This is a genomic window from Nocardioides sp. Root140 (genome assembly GCF_001426745.1).
Classification (GTDB): domain Bacteria; phylum Actinomycetota; class Actinomycetes; order Propionibacteriales; family Nocardioidaceae; genus Nocardioides.
Map to the genome: position 1 here is coordinate 1,280,653 of NZ_LMFI01000010.1, position 18,779 is coordinate 1,299,431.

The 18,779-nt window shown below is 69.7% G+C and carries 15 protein-coding genes and 1 pseudogene; 11 read left to right on the plus strand and 5 right to left on the minus strand.

The features are described from left to right. Positions 1-107: 107 nt before the first annotated feature. From ASD30_RS16385 to ASD30_RS16420, 8 genes are all read left to right on the plus strand, one after another. Entirely contained in the window at positions 108-1,625 is a 1,518-nt protein-coding gene (locus ASD30_RS16385; protein WP_056683653.1) for an SDR family NAD(P)-dependent oxidoreductase, read from the plus strand. Positions 1,626-1,677: 52 nt separating this feature from the next. Further along, on the plus strand, positions 1,678-3,837 hold the full coding sequence (locus ASD30_RS16390) for an aryl-sulfate sulfotransferase (protein WP_156393675.1): 2,160 nt from the start codon (positions 1,678-1,680) through the stop codon (positions 3,835-3,837). A 780-nt stretch (positions 3,838-4,617) separates the two neighbouring features. Then, complete coding sequence (locus ASD30_RS26675) at positions 4,618-5,850, plus strand: hypothetical protein (protein WP_156393676.1); 1,233 nt, start codon at positions 4,618-4,620, stop codon at positions 5,848-5,850. Positions 5,851-6,410: 560 nt separating this feature from the next. Beyond that, positions 6,411-6,644, plus strand: coding sequence for a hypothetical protein (locus ASD30_RS16400; RefSeq protein WP_156393677.1), 234 nt, complete (start codon positions 6,411-6,413; stop codon positions 6,642-6,644). A gap of 210 nt (positions 6,645-6,854) precedes the next feature. Further along, positions 6,855-7,181, plus strand: coding sequence for an ArsR/SmtB family transcription factor (locus ASD30_RS16405; RefSeq protein WP_056683661.1), 327 nt, complete (start codon positions 6,855-6,857; stop codon positions 7,179-7,181). Between the two features lie 23 nt (positions 7,182-7,204). Next, positions 7,205-7,687, plus strand: coding sequence for an SRPBCC family protein (locus ASD30_RS16410; RefSeq protein WP_056685143.1), 483 nt, complete (start codon positions 7,205-7,207; stop codon positions 7,685-7,687). A gap of 61 nt (positions 7,688-7,748) precedes the next feature. Then, positions 7,749-8,321, plus strand: a complete 573-nt coding sequence (locus ASD30_RS16415) for an ArsR/SmtB family transcription factor (protein WP_442938242.1) — start codon at positions 7,749-7,751, stop codon at positions 8,319-8,321. Continuing rightward, on the plus strand, positions 8,318-9,559 hold the full coding sequence (locus ASD30_RS16420; protein WP_056683665.1) for an MFS transporter: 1,242 nt from the start codon (positions 8,318-8,320) through the stop codon (positions 9,557-9,559). The genes ASD30_RS16415 and ASD30_RS16420 overlap by 4 nt, the downstream gene beginning before the upstream one ends. Positions 9,560-9,652: 93 nt before the next feature. On the opposite strand, the gene ASD30_RS16425 is transcribed toward ASD30_RS16420, so the two are convergent. From ASD30_RS16425 to ASD30_RS27580, 5 genes are all read right to left on the minus strand, one after another. Next, the gene (locus ASD30_RS16425; RefSeq protein ID WP_056683668.1) at positions 9,653-10,660 is read right to left on the minus strand and encodes a GTP pyrophosphokinase; all 1,008 of its coding nucleotides are present in this window, start codon (positions 10,658-10,660) and stop codon (positions 9,653-9,655) included. Positions 10,661-10,728: 68 nt separating this feature from the next. Next, positions 10,729-12,216: an aldehyde dehydrogenase family protein gene (locus ASD30_RS16430; protein ID WP_056683671.1), complete on the minus strand. Its 1,488-nt coding sequence runs from the start codon at positions 12,214-12,216 to the stop codon at positions 10,729-10,731. Continuing rightward, entirely contained in the window at positions 12,216-13,808 is a 1,593-nt protein-coding gene (locus ASD30_RS16435; protein WP_056683673.1) for a GMC family oxidoreductase, read from the minus strand. Before ASD30_RS16435 ends, ASD30_RS16430 begins: the two co-directional genes overlap by 1 nt. 52 nt (positions 13,809-13,860) lie before the next feature. Beyond that, positions 13,861-15,072, minus strand: coding sequence for a putative protein N(5)-glutamine methyltransferase (locus tag ASD30_RS27575; RefSeq protein WP_082563883.1), 1,212 nt, complete (start codon positions 15,070-15,072; stop codon positions 13,861-13,863). A 7-nt stretch (positions 15,073-15,079) separates the two neighbouring features. Then, a complete protein-coding gene (locus tag ASD30_RS27580; RefSeq protein WP_235532604.1) occupies positions 15,080-15,313 on the minus strand; it encodes a hypothetical protein in 234 nt (77 codons plus the stop codon). Between the two features lies 1 nt (position 15,314). On the opposite strand from ASD30_RS27580, the gene ASD30_RS16445 reads away from it, so the two are divergent. The 3 genes and pseudogenes from ASD30_RS16445 to ASD30_RS27585 all read left to right on the plus strand — a co-directional run. Beyond that, entirely contained in the window at positions 15,315-16,037 is a 723-nt protein-coding gene (locus tag ASD30_RS16445) for a M15 family metallopeptidase (RefSeq protein ID WP_235532605.1), read from the plus strand. Positions 16,038-16,106: 69 nt separating this feature from the next. Continuing rightward, positions 16,107-17,780 carry a CapA family protein gene (locus tag ASD30_RS16450; RefSeq protein WP_056683677.1) on the plus strand — a complete coding sequence of 558 codons (1,674 nt, stop codon included), beginning with the start codon at positions 16,107-16,109 and terminating at the stop codon, positions 17,778-17,780. Between the two features lie 765 nt (positions 17,781-18,545). Then, positions 18,546-18,779, plus strand: a pseudogene (locus tag ASD30_RS27585) (hypothetical protein); the annotation flags it as partial.

Below are 18,779 nucleotides of genomic sequence, written 5' to 3' on the forward strand. Positions count from 1 at the left end.
ACCCGTCGCCAGTCTTGAGCGACCGTCGCCAGTTCTGCGCCAGAGCCGAAACTGGCGACAGGTCGATCGAAAGTAGCGACAGGTCGATCAGGGCCTAGAATCTGCCGGTGACCAAGCCGCCCGCCCCTTCCGACCCCACCCTCGACCGGATCGACCCGGACGAGCTGGCGACCGCGGTGAAGGTGCTCGGCCAGCTGCACGAGCTGCCCACGGACCACCCCGACGTGACAACGGTCAAGCACGCCGCCTCCCACATGTACAAGGCGCTCAAGCAGGCCCGTCGGCTCCGCAAGCGCGAGGCCGAGGCCGCCGCCGACCGGGCCGTCATCGAGGCCACCGCCACCGGGTCGAGGATGCGGATCGACGACGAGACCCAGGGCATCCCGCTGGTCTCGAACGCCGCCGGCGCCTTCGCGGGCGAGCTGCTCAAGCCGCGCGGCTGCTACATCTGCAAGACCGACTACACGCTGGTCGACGCCTTCTACCACTGGCTGTGCCCCGCCTGCGCCGCCATGTCGCACGCCAAGCGCGACCAGCGCACGGACCTGACTGGCAAGCGCGCGCTGCTCACCGGCGGCCGCGCCAAGATCGGCATGTACATCGCCTTGCGGCTGCTGCGCGACGGCGCGCACACCACGATCACGACCCGCTTCCCGAAGGACGCCGTACGCCGCTTCGCCTCGCTCGAGGACAGTGGCGACTGGCTGCACCGGCTCAAGGTCGTCGGCATCGACCTGCGCGACCCCACCCAGGTGATCTCGCTGGCCGACGACGTCGCCGCCGACGGTCCGCTCGACATCATCATCAACAACGCCTGCCAGACCGTACGCCGATCGCCCGGCGCCTACAGCCAACTCGTCGAGATGGAGTCCGCACCACTCCCGACCGACCTCGAGCTGCCCGAGATGGTCAGGTTCGACCACATCTCCGAGGCGCACCCGGCAGCCATCGCCGGCGCGTTGAGCAGCGACGCGGTCGCGCACCACGAAGGCGAGACCCTCGAGCACGCGAGGGCCGCCCACACCGCGGCCAGCCTCACGTCGCTCGCCCTCTCCGCCGGGAACGCCTCCCTCGAGGCGCACCTTGCCGGCACCGCCGTCGACGCCGGTGGGCTGCTGCCCGACACCCAGACCAACAACTCCTGGACCCAGGTCGTCGACGAGGTCGACCCGCTGGAGCTGCTCGAGGTGCAGTTCTGCAACTCGATCGCGCCGTTCCTGCTGGTCTCACGGCTGCGGCCGGCGATGCGTGCCGCCGTACAGGCCGGTGCCCGGAGGGCGTACGTCGTCAACGTGTCGGCGATGGAGGGGCAGTTCTCCCGCCGCTACAAGGGCGCCGGTCACCCGCACACCAACATGGCCAAGGCGGCGCTGAACATGATGACCCGCACCAGCGCGGGCGAGATGTTCGAGACGGACAAGATCCTGATGACCGCGGTCGACACTGGCTGGATCACCGACGAGCGGCCGCACCAGGAGAAGCTGCGCATCGCCGCCGAAGGATGGCACGCACCGCTCGACCTGGTCGACGGCGCGGCCCGGGTCTACGACCCGATCGTGCTGGGCGAGTCCGGCGAGGACCTCTACGGCTGCTTCGTGAAGGACTTCAAGCCCAGCCCCTGGTGAGGCTTCCGCTCGATCGCCTGACGATCGAGTCCGACTCCCGTACGGTTCGGGAGTGCTCCGTTCGTACGTCGTCCTCGCCCTGGCCGTGGCCCTCTCAGGCGCCGGCCCATTGTTGCCCGGCGGCCACGCGGCACCGGCCTCAGCAGTCGCAACGACGCCTGCCGCGGCACCCGTCCACTCGGTGTCCGTCGACGGCACGGGCGTGGCGATGTATCCCGCGTTCGATCCGTCGGTCGAGCGCTACGGCGTGACCACGACCGCCGGCACCGAGGGACGGGTCACGGTCACCGCGACCACCTCCGACCCGCGCGGAACGGTGCTGGTGAACGGCCGTCCGACCACGGGCAGCCGCACCATCACCGGCCTGGCCGAGGGCGACGAGATCTCGGTGATCATCGACGACTCCGCCGGCCACGCCGTCCACTCGCTCATCCACCTCCCCGCGGGCTTCCCGACGCTGGAGCGGACCACACCGGTCAGCGACCAGGTGACTCCCGGGCACGTGCTGCTGACGCTCTCCCGGTTCACCAGCGGACCGTTCTTCGAGACCGCGGTCGACCGCAACGGCGTCCCGGTGCACGTGCACACCGAGACCACCTCCTCGATCGACTTCAAGCGGCAGCCCAACGGCAGCCTGTCGTCGTCGCGGGCCTCGGCGGTCTCCCCCGGCCGCAACGGGCAGGCGCTGGTCGAGCTCGACGAGGCGCTGCAGCCGCTGCGCACCCACGAGACCGAGGGCCTGGTCAACACCGACCCGCACGACTCGATCCTGGCCGCCGACGGCAGCACCTACCTGCTCGCCTACGAGCGGAACCCGGCCACCCAGATGACCGACGCCGTGATCCAGGGCTTCGCCCCCGACGGCGAGCTGATGTTCGACTGGAACTCCGCCGACCACGTCGACATCGACGCCGAGACCGTCGAGCACGACGCCGGCGAGAAGGCCGACTACGCCCACATCAACTCGATCGTGCTCACCGCGGACGGCAACCTGCTGGCGTCGTTCCGGCACTTCAGCTCGGTCTTCAAGATCGCGCTCGAGACCGAGGACGGCCACGCGCAGGGCGACGTGCTGTGGCGGCTCGGCGGCCACCGCAGCGACCTCGACTTCGTCGATGACCCCTACTACGGGCCCTGCGCCCAGCACACGGCGAGCGAGCTGCCGAACGGGAACATCCTGATCTTCGACAACGGCTCGTACGGCGGCGGCTTCGACGAGTTCTGCATCAACCCCGACGACCCCGCAGGCCCGGAGGTCGCGCGGCCCTTCACCCGGATCACCGAGTACGAGATCGACGAGACCGCCGGGACGGCCCGGTTGATCTCCTCCTTCACCGAGCCCGATCGCGGGGCGCTCTTCGCCGGCGGCGTCGCCCAGCTTCCCAACGGGAACAGGCTGATCGGCTGGGCGTCGTCGCGCGCGGTGACCGCCACCGAGCTGTCCGCGACCGGCCAGAAGATCTGGGAGCTGCGCGACACCAACCCCCTGGTGAACGACCGGCTCTTCACCTACCGCGCGCACCTGGCCGCGATCGCCGACACCGAGGCACCCGTGGCGACCCTGCGTGGTCCGGTCGAGGGGTCGACGTACGTGCAGGGGCAGCGGGTCCCGGTCACGACCGACTGCACCGACCGCGGCGGCTCGTCGCTGGTCACCTGCCGGGTCACCGGGGCCTCGGACGGACTGCTCGCGACCTCCACGGCCGGCCACCACACCGTGCGGCTCACCGCGGTCGACGGCGCCGGGCACACCGTCGTCCGCACCATCGGGTACGACGTGCAGGCCGCCCAGCCGGACACCCAGGTGAAGAAGAGCACCGCCGCCCGCTACACCGGCATCGACGTGTACGGCGGCGCGGAGCGGCAGTCGATCACCCACCGACTGCTCAAGGCGGGACGGACCGGCATCAGCCAGGTGCGCCTGGTCAACGACGGCGCCAAGGCCTACCGGTTCCGGCTGCGCGGAACCGCGGGCAGCAAGCGGTTCGCCGTGGACTACTACGTGGGTTCGCGCCGGGTCACCCCCGCGGCAGTGGCCGGCACGTTGACGACGCCCTGGCTGCGGCCGAGCCAGGGGTTCGTGGTGAAGGTCCGGATCACGCGGACGGCGTACGCCCGACCCGGCGACCACCGCACGTTCACGGTGCGCGGCACCTCGGTGGCGCCGTACCCGCGAAGCGACACGATCGGAGTCATCGCGACCACTCGCTGAGGGTGACACGCGCGGCTCGACCTGGTTGACGGCGCGGGTCTACAACCCGATCGTGCTCGGCGGGGTCGGGCGAGGACCTCTTCGACTACTTCGTGAAGGACTTCAAGCCCCCGCCCCTGGTGAGAATGATGAATCACCTGGCGACGAGGACATCCGTCTGCGGCAGTCATAATGCTTTCGAAGAGGAGCGACTCGCCCGAGATTGCTGCGAGGGCCTCACTGAAGCAGTCGACCAGGTTGTGACCTGCTGCCTGGGCGCGCCTCTTCCCGAGGCGCGCCAGGCATCATTAGGCGCGCGTGCCTGTGTTCGTGAAGCGGCGCGATGACCGCATTCTTGTGCTCCATGAGCAGATCGAAGTCCGGTGACGAGTCGGCCCTGGTGTGCCTCGATGACGTTGGCGGCCCCGACCAAGGTGGCCGCCGAGATCGACGACTCGCCCGCGCGTTGCGCCAGGACATTGGCGAGATCGGCCGCATCGCTCTCACCATGCACAATTGCGACCAGAGCCGAGGAGTCGATGATCACGCGGAAGCCCATGCTCGTCGTCCCAGAGAGTCTCCGCCCCGGGACGATCATCGATCACCTGCCGGGATCGGCCACGTTCGATGATGCGGTCGATCTCATCACGCTTCGTGGCGCCGCGGGCGGCCGCCTTCAGTCTGGCCGGCCTCTCCCGTGCCGGGCGGTCTGTCTCAGGGTCCTTGATGTCGAGTGCGATGCAGCGCAAAAAGCAAGTGCCTACGTTATGGTCAGCGCACCCTACTCGGAGGTTCTGCCCAATGCGTAAACCCAAATTTTCTCGCGGCTTCGCGTTGCGGTGGACAGCGGCAGCCGCCGTCTTGGCCTTGGTGATCGGCGGCGCTCAGGCGGCCGGAGCCGACCAAACTCAAGAGGCAGACGGCAGTTCCAACCAGACAATCGTTATATCGGGCGAACTTCCCGCCGGCGTGAAAGCGCAAGACGTTGAGGTGTATCTCCTGCCCAAGGACAAGGATCTGCGGGACGCGGCGGTGGGAACGACTCTGCGCGCGCTACCGTTCTCCGCGGCGACTGTGAGCATGAAGGGTCGCTCGTTCACGGTGTCGGCTGGGCCCGATCAGGCGCCGCGCGCAGCGTTGGACGACCAAGGGGTGGCGTTCCTCAACGTCATGGTGTTCACAGACCGTGGCACCTACCAGTCGAACTCCAGTGTTCGCGCAGTGGTCGATCACCGTGGTCAGGCTAAATGGGTCGACACCGCGGAGGAATTGGTACGAGTCCGGGGCGTGGCGGCGCGGCAAGCTACTCCGGGTGGTCTGCTCTTACAACGGCTCAACGACGACACCGGCAAGTCTGTAATGCTCACAAAGTTCTCACTCCTTCCGGGGAGTTCGGCCCGGGCCCGTTCCGGCGACCCCACGCCCTACCCTGGGTGCTCATATCGCAAGAAGGGCGAACGCGTACGGTCGGCGACGATCGGCACCACGTACCCGGTCGGCAACGACACGGCAACGATGGTCGTGAACTCCTCCACCGGGGCCTCCTATGGGGTCGCGTCATCCTTCCACGACCCCGGAGAGGCATGGGGGGCCTTCAAGGCCGGCAGTTCCAAGCACACCAGTTCGGGATGGGGGTTCCAGTGGGCAGGGTCAAACCGGGGTAGGAGCTATCGCAAGGGCGTCGAGTACGGATTGTTCGAAACCTGGTGCGCCCGGGGTTGTGCAGGGTGCCTTCGTCAGTGGTTTCCGACGGGGGAGACTGGGGGCACAAGTGCTAACCGACTGACGACCCGGCCGAATTGGACGAAGTGCGCCCGGGTCGCGCGGGGCAAGTGGTGGCGAGACAAGTCGGGCGAGTCGGCATACAGCTACGGTGCGGCAGTTAAGTTCGCCAGCGTGATCGGCATCGATCTGTCAATCAGTCGGCAGTACAACAGTAGCCAGAAGATCTTGTACACCCTTCGAGCGAAGCGGCGCATGTGCGGGTCGAACACCTGGCCATCAAACGCCGGGAAGGTGATGTCGCGCAGGTGACCAGCCGCGCGGCCGCGGGCACCATGCGCCGCACCGCACGCGCGACAACTACGGGTCCCGGTCTGGGGATGGCACAGGTGTTCTCAGCCCGGGACGGCGGGCCGGCACCACGCCGACCCCCACCCCTTGACAGTGAGGTATGCACGATGTTCGCGCGTGAGACCCGCTCCGCCGCCAAGCGCCGAGGAGCCTTGACTGTGGCAGTGCTGTGCGTCACCGCGGTGTTGGCGGGATGCGGCCCGAAGGAGGTCCCGACGGACGGCCCCAGCGTTGGCGCCGGTCCCTTGGTAACAGCGTTCCAAGACGGTGGCACCTCGGTCCTACCGCCACGCGAAGTACATGGGGTGTGGCGTGCAACCTTCGGCAGTTTGCTCATCTGTGCCCCCGTGCAGGTCACAATCACGGGGGTGAAGCCTCACTACAAGGTTGGGAAACCTGTGAATGCGGAGTTTTGGGTGCGCACTGTGCCCGGCACACAGGATCGACCAGACCCGCAAGGAATGTGGTCTCCACTGGGGTCGGACACCCGGACGCCCGCAGACTTGGCGAGACGGGGGCAATTGGCCTCGAAGTCGCTGGTGGCAGCGCAGGGTGCCCGAGTGGATCAGAGGTGCGATGAGTCCCCGGATGCCCCCTTCACCGAGATTTTGACCGTGCTATCGGCGGATGATGCCGGCGTGTGGGTCGACCGAATGGACGTGGAGTACGAGGCCGACGGGCAGGATCACGCGATGCGCGTGAACTGGGCCTATGTTGCTTGCGGTTATCTCATCGCCGATCCCGAGGTCTGTTGAGCCTCACTCGGAACGCGCGAGGCTAGTTGCACCTAGCCGCCACGTTGACGACACCCTGGCTAGGCCCGGGTCCGGCGCACCGCACCCTCACGGTCCGGGGCACCTCGGTGGCGCCGTACCCGCGAAGCGACACGGTGGGAGTCATCGCGACGACCCGGTGAGTGGCCACGGCCCTTGCCGCAATCGAGCGTAAGCGGTAACTTACCGTTCGTGACCACTTACGTAGTTGATGCCTGGGCGGCGCTGGCCGATCCGAGCAGGCGCGAGATCTTCGCCCGCCTCTCGACCCGACCCCGTTCGGTCACCGACCTGGCCGGGGAGCTGCCGATCAGTCGACCGGCGGTCTCCCAGCACCTGCGCGTGCTCAAGGAGGCCGCCCTGGTGCGAGTCCGCGCCGAGGGCACCCGCCGGATCTACTCCGCAGACCCGAACGGGCTGCAGGCGATGCGCGCGGAGCTCGAGTCCTTCTGGGGCGCGGCACTGACCAATTTCAAGCAGCTCGCCGAGGCCACCACCCACGAAACGCCGGAATTGTGAACAGCGATGAAGAGGAGCAACTGATGACGCACGCACAACAGGAAGAGACCGTCCGGCTCGGGATCACCGTCGCGGTGTCCGCAGAGCGGGCCTTCCAGGTGTTCACCGAACAGTTCGACCAGATCAAGCCCCGAGAGCACAACCTGCTCGCCCCGGAGGCGATCGCGGAGACGGTCTTCGAGACCCGGGTCGGCGGCTTCGTCTATGACCGTGGCGAGAACGGCTCGGTGTGCCGATGGGCACGCGTGCTGGCCTTCGACCCTCCCCACCGGTTCGTGATCAGCTGGGACATCTCACCGACCTGGCAACTGGTCACTGACCCCGCCCACGCCAGCGAGGTCGAAGTGACCTTCACCCCGGAGGGCCCCACCCAGACCCGGGTCGAGCTGGAGCACCGGCACTTCGAGCGTCACGGCGAGGGCTGGGAGTCGGTGCGCGACGGTGTCGTCGGCGACGGCGGCTGGCCGCTCTACCTCCAGAGGTACGTCGACGCACTCGGGGACTGATCGCTGCCTCGTCGCTGCTTGATCGGGAGATGTACAAGAACTCTTGTGCAATCCGGAGGTCGTGCCTAGCGTCCTGCGCATGACCTCCATCGAGACCCTTCGCGCGGTGCACCACCCGACCCGCCGACGCATCATGGAATACCTCGGAGTGCACGGCCCGAGCCAGGTCACCACCCTGGCCGGCGCGCTCGACGAGCAGGTCGGCAGCATCAGCCACCACCTGCGCATGCTCGAGCGCGTCGAGATCGTCGAGCGGGCGCCCGAGCTCTCCACCGACGGCCGCACCAGCTGGTGGCGCACCCCGCCGGACAACACGATCACCTGGTCGGTCGACGACTTCGCCGACAACCCGGCCGACCGCATGCAGGCCAAGGCCGCGGAGAAGCTCAACGTCGAGTTCCAGATCGGCAAGCTCGCGGCGTGGAAACGCAGCAAGGACCGGGCCGACGCCGTGTGGCGCGAGGCCGCCTTCAGCTCCGACACCTCCACCCTGGCCAGTGCCGACGAGCTCGCCGAGCTGTCGGGACTGCTGCAGGAGACGGTGCGCGCCTGGGTCGCCTCGATCGACAGGACCGACGGCCGCGAACGCCAGCCGGTCTTCGTCTTCGCCCACGGCTTCCCGACCAGGCCATGAGCACCCCCGCCGCTCCCACGACCACCCCTCCGGTCGCGGCACCGCCCTTCGCGCGTGACCGCCTCGTCCACGCCTGGGTCCTGGTGAAGTCGCTCTCCGACGCAGGCGACGCGCTCTGGACGATCGCCCTGGCCTGGACCGCCGTACAGGTCGCCAGCCCGGCCATGGCCGGCATCGTGGTCGCCGCCGGCACGATCCCGCGGGCCGTCGTCCTGCTGGTCGGCGGAGTCGTCGCCGACCGATACGACTCCCGCATGGTGATGGTGCTCGCCAACGCCGTGCGCGTCGTCGTGCTGGTCGCGACCGCGGTCTGGGTGACCGCCACCGGTCCCTCGATCGAGGTGCTGCTGGTCGCCGCGATCGCGTTCGGCATCTCCGACGCGGTCTACGAGCCGGCCGGCTCCACGATCAGCCGCCAGATGGTCCGGCCCGCAGACCTGCCGGCGTACGGCGGGCTGGCCCAGACCGGCAGTCGTCTCGGCACCATGGGCGGCTCCGCGGTGGGCGGCTTCCTCGTCGCGCACCACGGCATCGAGGGCAGTGCTTCCGTCGACGCACTCACCTTCGTGGGAGTGGTGGCCTTCCTCGTCATCTGGTTGCGGCCGCGCCATCCGCTCGACCGCGCCGAGGCCGAGCCGGTGCTGCGCAGCATCCGCAGCGGCTTCGGACACCTGGGTCGTACGCCGGTCACCCGGACGCTCGTGCTGGCGCTCTCCGGCCTCAACCTCGCGGTCACGCCGGCCCTCGGCCTGGGCATTCCGCTGCGCGCCTCGGCCGAGGGGTGGGGCGCCCAGGCTGTGGGGCTGCTCGAGGCGCTGGTCGGGCTCGGCGCCGCCGTGGGGGCCCTCGCGATGCTGCGCTGGCGCGTGCGGTTCCCCGCCCGGATCGGGTTCATCTGCCTGGTCGTGCAGGGGCTCTCGATACCGCTCCTGGGACTCGGTCCGTTGTGGTTGGCCGGTGCCGCCTGCTTCGTGATCGGGGTGACCGCGGGTGTCGCCTCGGCGCTGCTCGGATCGGTCTTCGTGGCCACCGTGGACGGCGCCTACTTCGGCCGGATGGTCTCGATCCAGAAGCTCGGCGACGACGTGTTGATGCCCGTCGCGATGGTCGCGTTCGGCGCGCTGGCCGGACTCACGTCGGTCGCGACGGCGCTGTGCGTCTTCGGCATCTCGATGGGGCTCCTGATGCTGTGGCCTCTGAGCAGCCGGGTGCTGATGTCGCTGCGCCTCGGCGACTGAGCGGCCCGTTGCGTCGCCGTACGACGGCACTTGTGCGGTGGTGCTGACGGTTCGCCCGTGTCATGCCGCGTGTGGAGCGACCGTAACCCCGCGTTACTCGTGGTCGGGGAGGTCGGCGCGCAGCTTGTCGAGCCGGGCTCTGAGCAGGTCGGTGCGGTGGGCGTTGCCGTGCAGGCCGACGTAGCGCGAGCCGAACACGGCAAGCAAGGCGTCGTCGAGGCGGCGTACGGCGCCGGCGGGGTACTTGTAGCCCATGCGTGCGTCGATCGAGTCGGTGTCGATCGAGGTGAGCAGCCCGGCCAGCTCGTCGAGCGACGTGATGCCGAGCTCGAGCAACAGGCCCGAGACCCACGCGTAGTGGTCGCCGCGCGACCAGCCGACGTCGGCGTACTGCGTGTTGAGGAAGGTGGCCAGCTCCTTCGCGTCGATGCGCGGGTCCTCCTCGTCCGCCTCGTCGCGCTCCTCCGTCACGGTCGCACGCAGCACGTCGCGGATCCGGGAGAACTCCTTGTCGGCAAGCTCGAGGAGACCGGCGGCCAGCGTGAAGCGACGGTCGAGGTCGGGCGCGTGCTCCTCGGGGATCTTGCCCTTGTAGCGGATGTCGTGCTCGAACTCGGCCCATGCGTGCTGCAGCACCGTGCGGATCTGCACGGACGCGTTGTGGCCGAGCAGCTCGCTGGCGTCGTCGTCGCGCACGGTCACCAGCACGTGCCGGCTGGAGTAGCCGAAACGTCCTTCGCTGGCAGTCTCCTGGCCCAGGTCGCGGTCGTCGAGGATGACCAGCTCGTCACCGAGCACGTCGGCCACCGCGGCCACGTCGGCGTGGACGTAGGTGATCACGCGGACCCCGACCACGTCGGTGATCTCCGTGGCCGGATCGACACCCTCGGCCAGGCGCTCGACCTTCGCGGCATAGGAGGCCACCGACTTGGTGCGCCCGGTGACGCTCAGGTAGTTGATGCCCGCGTCGTCGAGCTGGGTGGTGATCAGGTCGACGTACCGTTCGGTGATCGGCACGAGCGAGGGCTGCACGTCGGCGTACTGCTGCACGGCAGCGGCGGCCGCTGACGTGGCGCGACGACGCCGGGGCTTCCTGGACATGCCCCCCAGACTGCCAGAGACCCCGGCCCGGCGCGCGGTCGACGCGTGCCCGTGCGCGACCGGACGGCCTATCGGCGCGGCCTCCTGGCCAGCTGTGAAGCGCCGCCGTGCAACGCGGTCAGCAGCGTGGCGAACGCCGTCTCCTCCTTCTCCCCGCGCTGGAAGGACGTGAGGTTGAGCAGGGGCTTCATCCGCTGCCGCGTCGTGGAGTGGGCGTAGGTGAACTCCTTGAGTCCGTCCTCGCCGTGGATCCGCCCGAAGCCCGAGTCGCCGACGCCGCCGAACGGCAGGGAGGGCACCCCGGCGAAGGCGATGACCGAGTTGACCGAGGTCATGCCCGAGCGCAGTCTCTGGGCGAGCTCCGCCCCGCGGGCCTTGCTGAACACGGCGCCGCCGAGGCCGTACTTGCCGCCGTTGGCCAGCTCGACGGCCTCGTCCATGTCCTTGACCCGGGTCACCGTCACCGTCGGCCCGAAGGTCTCCTCGGTGATCGCGAGGGAGTCCTCGGGCACGTCGACCAGGATCGTGGGCTGGATGAAACGGTCACCGACGGCGTCCGCGCCGCCGATCACCGCACGCCCTCCGCGGGACAGGGCGTCGTCGATGTGGCTGCGCACCACCCCGATCTGGCTCTCCATCGTCATCGGGCCGAGCTGGGCTCCGACGTCGGCGCGTACGCCGTCCGCGGCCTTGGTCAATGCCGTGAGGAACACGTCGTAGACCTTGTCGTGCACGTAGATCCGCTCGACGCCGACACAGGTCTGGCCGGCGTTGGAGAACGCACCCCACGCGGCAGCATCGGCCGCGGCAGCAAGGTCGGCGTCCTCGTCGACGAGCAGCGCGTCCTTGCCGCCGGCCTCGATCACCACGGGCGTGAGGTTCTCCGCACAGGTGGCCATCACCTTCTTGCCCGTGGCCGCGGAGCCGGTGAAGGCGAGCTTGTCGATGTCGGCGCGGCACAAGGCTGCGCCGGTCGGACCGACCCCGTGCACGCAGGTGAGCAGCGACTGCTCGGGCAGCACCTCGCTGAGGCTGTCGGCCAGCCACTGACCGACGCCCGGCGTGTGCTCGCTGGGCTTGAAGACGACCGCGTTGCCGGCCGCGAGGGCGTAGACGATCGACCCCATCGGGGTGAAGACCGGGTAGTTCCACGGACCGATCACGCCGACGACACCGAGGGGCTTGTACTCCAGCTCGGCGAGCTGGTTGGCCATCAGCAGCCCGGCGTTCACCTTGCGACGACCGAGCACCTTCTTCGCGTGGCCGGCGGCCCAGGCCAGGTGGTCGATGGCCAGCCCGATCTCGAGGATCGCGTCGGCGTGCGGCTTGCCGGTCTCCTCGTGCACGACCTGGGCGAGCTGGGCCATGCGTCGGGTGATCACCCCACGCCACTGGGCCAGGACCTCCTTGCGGCCGTCGTACCCGATGGAGACCCACCAGGGAGTGAGCGCACGAGCCCGCTGTACGGCGACCGCGATCGAGTCGGCGTCGTCGACCGCGTAGGTGCCGACCACGTCTCCCGTGATCGGGTTGAGGGATTCGAGCTTGTCGGTCATCACTGCTCCTTCGAGGTGGCCCGGCCGCGGATCAGGTCCGCGGCCTTCTCGCCGATCATGATCGTGGGGGCGTTCGTGTTGCCGCGCGGCACCATCGGCATCACGCTGGCGTCGACCACGCGCAGGCCCTCGATGCCCCGCACCTTGAGCTCGGGGTCGACCACGGAGCGCTCGTCGTCACCCATCGCACAGGTGCCGACCGGGTGGAAGAGGGTCTGCGAGTTGCCGCGGATGTGCTCGATCAACTGCGACTCGTCGGGGTCGGACATGGCCGGCAGGGCGGGCCCGGCGATGAGTCTGGCCAGCGGTCCGGTGCGTGCGGTCTCCAGCAGCCGCTGGGCCCCGGCGACCATGGCGTCGAGGTCAGCCTGGTCGTCGAAGTAGGCCGGGTCGATCTCGGGATGCCAGCGTGGGTTGGCCGAACGCAGCCGGATCTGGCCGCGGCTCGCGACATTCACCAGGGTCGGGGCCAGCGTCACCTTGCGTGTGGTGACCTCGTGCAGGCCGTTGTCCCAGAAGCCGGTCGGCGCGATGTGCGCCTGCAGGTCGGGCGCCACGAGATCGTCGCGGGTGCGCCAGAAGCCGCCGCCCTCGCCGACGTTGGAGACCAGCGGCCCGGTGCCGCGGGCCTTAGCGCGGGCGAAGTTGCCCAGGGTGTTGTGGTCGGCCAGGTCGGTGGTGTCGCGGGTGTGGAACATCAACGGCGTGACCGGGTGGTCGTGCAGGTTCTGCCCGACGTTCGCCAGGTCGGTGAGCACGTCGATGCCGGTCTCGCGCAGGTGTGAGGCCGGACCGATTCCGGAGAGCATCAGCAGCTGGGGCGAGTTGACCGCCCCGCCACACAGCAGCACCTCCCCGTCGGCGTACGCCTTCTGCGGGCCGTCGGGTGTCACGTAGGCGACGCCCTTCGCGCGGCCGCCCTCGACGATGATCCGCTCCGCGAAGGCACCGGTGCGGATCGTGAGGTTCGGCCGGTCGGCGGCCGGGTCGAGGTAGGCGCGGGCCGTCGACCACCGACGCCCGTTGCGGCAGGTCACCTGGTAGAGGCCGACGCCCTCCTGCTCCGGGCCGTTGAAGTCGTCGGTGGGCTTGAAGCCCGACGCCACGGCCGACTCGACCCAGGCCTCGGTGAGCGGGTGGGTGTAGCGACGGTCCTCGACGTGCAGCGGCCCGTCCTGCCCGTGGAACTTCCCACCCAGGCGGGTGTTTCCCTCCGCCTTGCGGAAGTAGGGCAGCACGTCGTCGTAGCCCCAGCCGGTGGCGCCGTAGTCGTCGCGCCACGTGTCGTAGTCGGCGCGGTTGCCGCGGATGTAGATCATCGCGTTCATCGACGAGCAGCCGCCGAGCGCCTTCATCCGCGGCCAGTCACCGCGTCGGTTGTGCAGCTGCTTCTGTTCGCTGGTGCGGTAGTTCCAGTCCCACCTGGTCTTGATCAGCGTCGCGAAGGCGGCCGGGATCGAGATCTCGTCGGCGTCCGCCGGTGGTCCGGCCTCGAGCAGCAACACTGTCGTGTCGACATCCTCCGACAACCGGTTGGCGAGCACTGCGCCGGCGCTGCCGGCACCGACGATGACGTAGTCGAAGGTCTCCACACCTTGGAGACTAGGGGCGTGCTCGGATGGTCACAATGGCCTGTCCGCGGGGTCACCGGCGTCCGACCACCACCGTGGCGCCGAGCTCATCGTCGTGGGCGACCTCGGGGGCCAGCCCGCAGGCAGCGAAGTGAGCGCTCAACCGTGCGGCCTGTCGCTCACTGGTCTCGACCAGGACGACGCCACCGGGTGCCAACCAGTCGCCGGCCTCCTCGGCGACTCGGCGGGCCGGGACCAGGCCGTCTCCCCCGCCGTCGAGAGTCACGGCGGGCTCGTGGTCGCGCGCCTCGGGAGGCAGGAAGGCCAGGTCGTGGGTCGGCACGTACGGCGTGTTGGCGAGGAGTACGTCGACCCGGCCGCGGAGCTCCTCTGGGAGGGCGTCGAAGAGATCGCCTTGATGCACCTGGGCGTCGGGGAGGTTGCGCCGAGCGCAGGCCACCGCACGCGGTTCGATGTCGGCGGCGTGCAGCTCCACCCCGGGCACCCGGTCGGCGAAGGCGAGGCCGAGCGCCCCCGAGCCACAGCAGAGATCCACCACCAGCTTCGCTCCCGGAGCCGCGGCGACCGCGGTCTCGACCAGGAACTCGGTGCGCCGACGCGGCACGAACACCCCGGGCTCGACGGCGACCCGGAGTCCGCAGAACTCCGCCCAGCCCACGACGTACTCGAGCGGTTCACCGGCGACCCGGCGCGCGACCAGGGACTCGAGGTCGGCGCCCGACTCGAGCAGGATCGCGGCCTCCTCCTCGGCGTACACGCAGCCGGCCGCGCGCAGCCGTGCCACCAGGTTCGCGACGCCCTCCGTGGTCGCCGGCAGCCGGACCATCCAGAGGTCGATCGGATCCTCCGACTCGAGGGTGAATCCGTGGCGCTCGTAGAGGCGACGGGCTGCGCTGCCGTGCAGGACGTTGACCCGGACCTGCTGGCCGTCGGCGTCGGCCCGCTCCAGCAGGGAGTGGAGGACGGCGGATCCGAGCCCACGGCCCTGGACCGACGGGTCGAGGTAGAAGTGCTCCAGCCACGGCCCGTCCTCGGCCGGCCGGAGCGCGACGCACCCCACGAACGCACCGTCGGCCTCGATGACCCACGTGTGCTGCGGGACCAAGGAGTCCCGCAGGCGCTGGCGGACCCGCTGCTCGTCGAACCGCCCCAACCGCTCCAGGTCCGGGCGCATCACCACGGCCCGCAGCTCGGCGATCGGCTCGACGTCCTCCGGTCGCGCGGGGCGCAGGGCCCACTCCGTCGGCTGTGTGCTCGCGTCCATGCCTCGATCATCTCAGGCACGGCGCGGCGAGTCGTAGGCTCGAGTGCATGCGAGGGCGAGCGCTGGGGATGGCGGTGGTCTCGGCCGTGCTGCTGGTCGCCGGCGGGTGCGCCGACGACGGCGCGGACACTCCCACGGCCAGGCCGACCGCGTCGATCTCGTCACCGTCGCCCACGAGCTCCCACACCAGCGCCCCTTCGGGGCCATCACCGAGCCCGTCGAAGCCTCCGGCCCTCGGCACCGTGCCTCCTCCCTGGCTCGGCACGCGGGTGCTGCCCACCACCGGCGACGGGTACGGCGAGCAACGGCCGACCCCTCCCGCATTGCGCAACCGGCGGTTCACGCTCCCCGACACGCTGCCGATGCTGCCCGGCACAGGATTCAAGGCCGTGGTCACGGATCCCGCACCAGCACAGGTGATTGCGCGTTCCACCTGGGCTCCGGGGTGCCCGGTCGGAGCGAGCCGGCTGTCGTGGATCCGGTTGACCTTCCGCGGCTTCGACGGCGAGCGCCACACCGGCGAGCTGTTGGTCAACAGCTCGGTCGACGACCAGCTGGTGGAGGCGTTCCGCGCCCTGTGGGACGCCGACTTCCCGATGGAGCAGCTGGCGATCACGACCGTCGCCGAACGGGACGCCGACCCGACCGGGGACGGCAACGGCACCGGCGCGTTCAACTGCCGTCCGACCACCGGCGGGTCGTCGTACAGCCAGCACGCCTACGGCCTGGCCGTCGACGTCAATCCCTTCCAGAATCCGTATGTGCGGAGTCAGAATCCCTATGAGAAAGGGGATCTCGTGCTCCCCGAGCTCGCCACGTCGTACCTTGACCGGGCCGCCGTACGCCGCGGCATGATCACGCCGGATGGTCCGGTGGTGAAGGCGTTCGCCGCGATCGGCTGGGGCTGGGGCGGCGCCTGGAACTCGCTGAAGGACTACCAGCACTTCAGCCAGAACGATCGCTGACCGACGCAACTTCCGGTATCCCTTCCGCGTCTTCCCTTGTGAGAGGACAGTTGGGTGGAGGGAAATGCCATGGGTCGCAGGGTCGGGAGGGCAGCCGTCGGGCTGATCGCCCTTGCCCTGCTTGCGACGGCCGGGTGCGAGACCGAGCCGCAGATCGGCGGTCCGGACCGGCCGATAGAACTCGTCGACGCACCCAGCGTCGTGACCCTCGCCTTCGCCGGCGACGTGCACTTCCCCGGACACCTCGCCGGGCTCCCGGGCAGTGACGACTCCACGCTGGGGCCGATGAGTGAGCAGCTGGCGGCGGCCGACGTGGCGATGGTCAACCTCGAGAGCGCGGTGCTCAGCGGCCCGGGTCAGCGCGACACCAAGGAGCTCGAACGTCGCGACTCCCGCTACTGGTTCCGTACCTCACCGGCGGCGTTCGACCTGCTCGACCGATCGGGAGTCGACGTGGTGACCATGGCCAACAACCACGGTGCCGACTACGGCCGCGCCGGGTTGCTGCAGACCCTGCGCACTGCGGCGCGGGCGCCGGTCGCCGTGGTCGGGGTGGGCCGCGACAGCCGCGCCGCCTTCACGCCCCACCGGGTGACCGTGAACGGCACGCCCTTCGCCTTCTTCGGCGCCGACGGCACCACCCGCGAGGGAGCGAACCCGGTGTGGGAGGCCGGAGCGGCCACCCCCGGCATCGCCGCCGCGCGTTCCGACCGACCCGCGCAGCTCCTTGCCGCCGTACGCCGGGCCAGCGTCCGCGGCGACGTCGTCGTGGTCTACCTGCACTGGGGCACGGAGTACGCCACCTGTCCCGACGGTCGCCAACAGGCCCTCGCGACCGCGCTCTCCGAGGCCGGCGCCGACATCGTGGTCGGCAGTCACACCCACCAGCTGCAGGGGTCAGGCACCCTCGGCGGCACCTACGTGGCCTACGGGCTCGGCAACTTCCACTGGTACAACTCGGGCCAGCCGCTGACCGGCGTACTCACCCTGCGGGTCGAGGACGGCGTCGTGGCCGGCGACGACTGGGGTCCGGCCAGCATCCCGGCGGAGGGCGGCCAACCGGCCCCGCTCGGCGGTGGCCGGGCCAGCACCGCCGTCTCGACCTGGCGGACACTGCGCTCCTGCACCGGTCTGTCACCTCTGCCGGGCGTCGACGCCGGGCTGCCGCAGTACGCCGCCACCGTGCAGCCGATCGGCCCTGAGCTGCGCGCCCGCCTGCGCAGCAGCCACCGCGCCGGTTGCCCTGTCCCGTTGCGGGATCTGCGCCACCTCCGCATCCCGTACGTCGGGTTCGACGGCCGGGTGCACCGTGGCGAGATGGTGGTGCGCGCGGACCTGGCCGACGACGTCGTCGGCGTCTTCCGTGAGGTGTACGCCGCGCGCTGGCCGATCGCCCGGATGCGCCTGATCGACGACTACGCAGGCGACGACGCCCGCTCGATGGCGGCGAACAACACGTCGGCGTTCAACTGCCGGCTGGTGGCCGGGCAGGGCACGTGGTCGGAACACGCGTACGGCGCGGCGATCGACCTGAACCCAGTGCAGAACCCCTACGTGCGCCGTCAGGGCATCGAGCCGGCGAGCGGTCGCCCGTTCGCGGCGATCGACCGCTCGCGCGGCGCGACGGTGCCGGCCGGAGCGATCCGGTCGGGCGACCCGGTGCACCGGGCGTTCACCCGGATCGGCTGGGTGTGGGGCGGCGTCTGGCCCGAGCCCGACTACCAGCACTTCTCCGCCCCCTGACCGCCTCGTACGCCGCCCGCCCGGCCAGCGCGCTGGCGCTCCGCTCCGGCTTGCACCCTCGAACCGCGTGCTTCTGATGCGCGAACCGTGTGTTTTTGATGCGCGAACACCGGGTCCTTGGTGGCTCGGTGGTTGAGGAAGTCGCGCCCCGTGCCTGTCTCGGAACCACCCCTAGAAAATAGTTCGAGGAATCTTCTCCGGGACCTGTGGACAACCGGTTTTGGGGGTGTCGGCTGTCGGTGGTGCCTGATGCAATGGACCCATGATCGAAACCGATGCAGGAGCCCAACCCTTCGAGGTCGACGACCTCGAAGGGCGGTCCTGCTCGACCTGATCACCGACGCCAAGGACACCGCCTGGCGTGCCGAACGCCGCAAGCTCCGCCTCGCCTACCAGTTGTGTGTCACCAACCCGGCCGGGCCCGGTGTGGACCCGGCGACGTGGGGTGACGGGATCCCCGGACTGGCCGACTACGACCAATCTTTGGGTGGTGAAGGGACACCGTTGGTTGCGGCGTTCGTGACCGAGTCCTGGGCCACCGCCACCGCCGTGTCCTCCTGGACCGCGAAACGGCTGCTGGCCAACACGTTGGACCTGCACCACCGCCTCCCGAAGACCTGGGCTGCGGTCGATGCGTTGGAGTTGGAGGCGTGGCGGGGCTGCAAGATCGCCGAAGACACCCACGACCTCTCCGCCGAGGCCGCNCCGGGCCGGCATTCCCGTGGTGGTCTCCATCGCGTTCGCACCTGGGCTGCGGTCGATGCGTTGGAGTTGGAGGCGTGGCGGGGCTGCAAGATCGCCGAAGACACCCACGACCTCTCCGCCGAGGCCGCCGAGTGGATCGACACCGAACTCGCCCGCCTGGGCAGGTACGGGATCCCGACCATCGAGAAGACCATCCGGTCGGCGATCGCGAAGTTCCACCCCGACAAACTCGACAACGACCCGTCCCCGGTGCCCGGGAAGGACCAGTGGGACGTCACCATCGACCACAACGCG

Excerpts from the sequence above, each read along its gene's own strand:
- ASD30_RS16425 (WP_056683668.1), bottom strand. The coding sequence starts at position 10,660 with ATGTCCAGGAAGCCCCGGCGTCGTCGCGCCACGTCAGCGGCCGCCGCT.
- ASD30_RS16420 (WP_056683665.1), top strand. The coding sequence starts at position 8,318 with ATGAGCACCCCCGCCGCTCCCACGACCACCCCTCCGGTCGCGGCACCG.
- ASD30_RS27575 (WP_082563883.1), bottom strand. The coding sequence starts at position 15,072 with ATGGACGCGAGCACACAGCCGACGGAGTGGGCCCTGCGCCCCGCGCGA.
- ASD30_RS16450 (WP_056683677.1), top strand. The coding sequence starts at position 16,107 with ATGGGTCGCAGGGTCGGGAGGGCAGCCGTCGGGCTGATCGCCCTTGCC.
- ASD30_RS26675 (WP_156393676.1), top strand. The coding sequence starts at position 4,618 with ATGCGTAAACCCAAATTTTCTCGCGGCTTCGCGTTGCGGTGGACAGCG.
- ASD30_RS16410 (WP_056685143.1), top strand. The coding sequence starts at position 7,205 with ATGACGCACGCACAACAGGAAGAGACCGTCCGGCTCGGGATCACCGTC.
- ASD30_RS16430 (WP_056683671.1), bottom strand. The coding sequence starts at position 12,216 with ATGACCGACAAGCTCGAATCCCTCAACCCGATCACGGGAGACGTGGTC.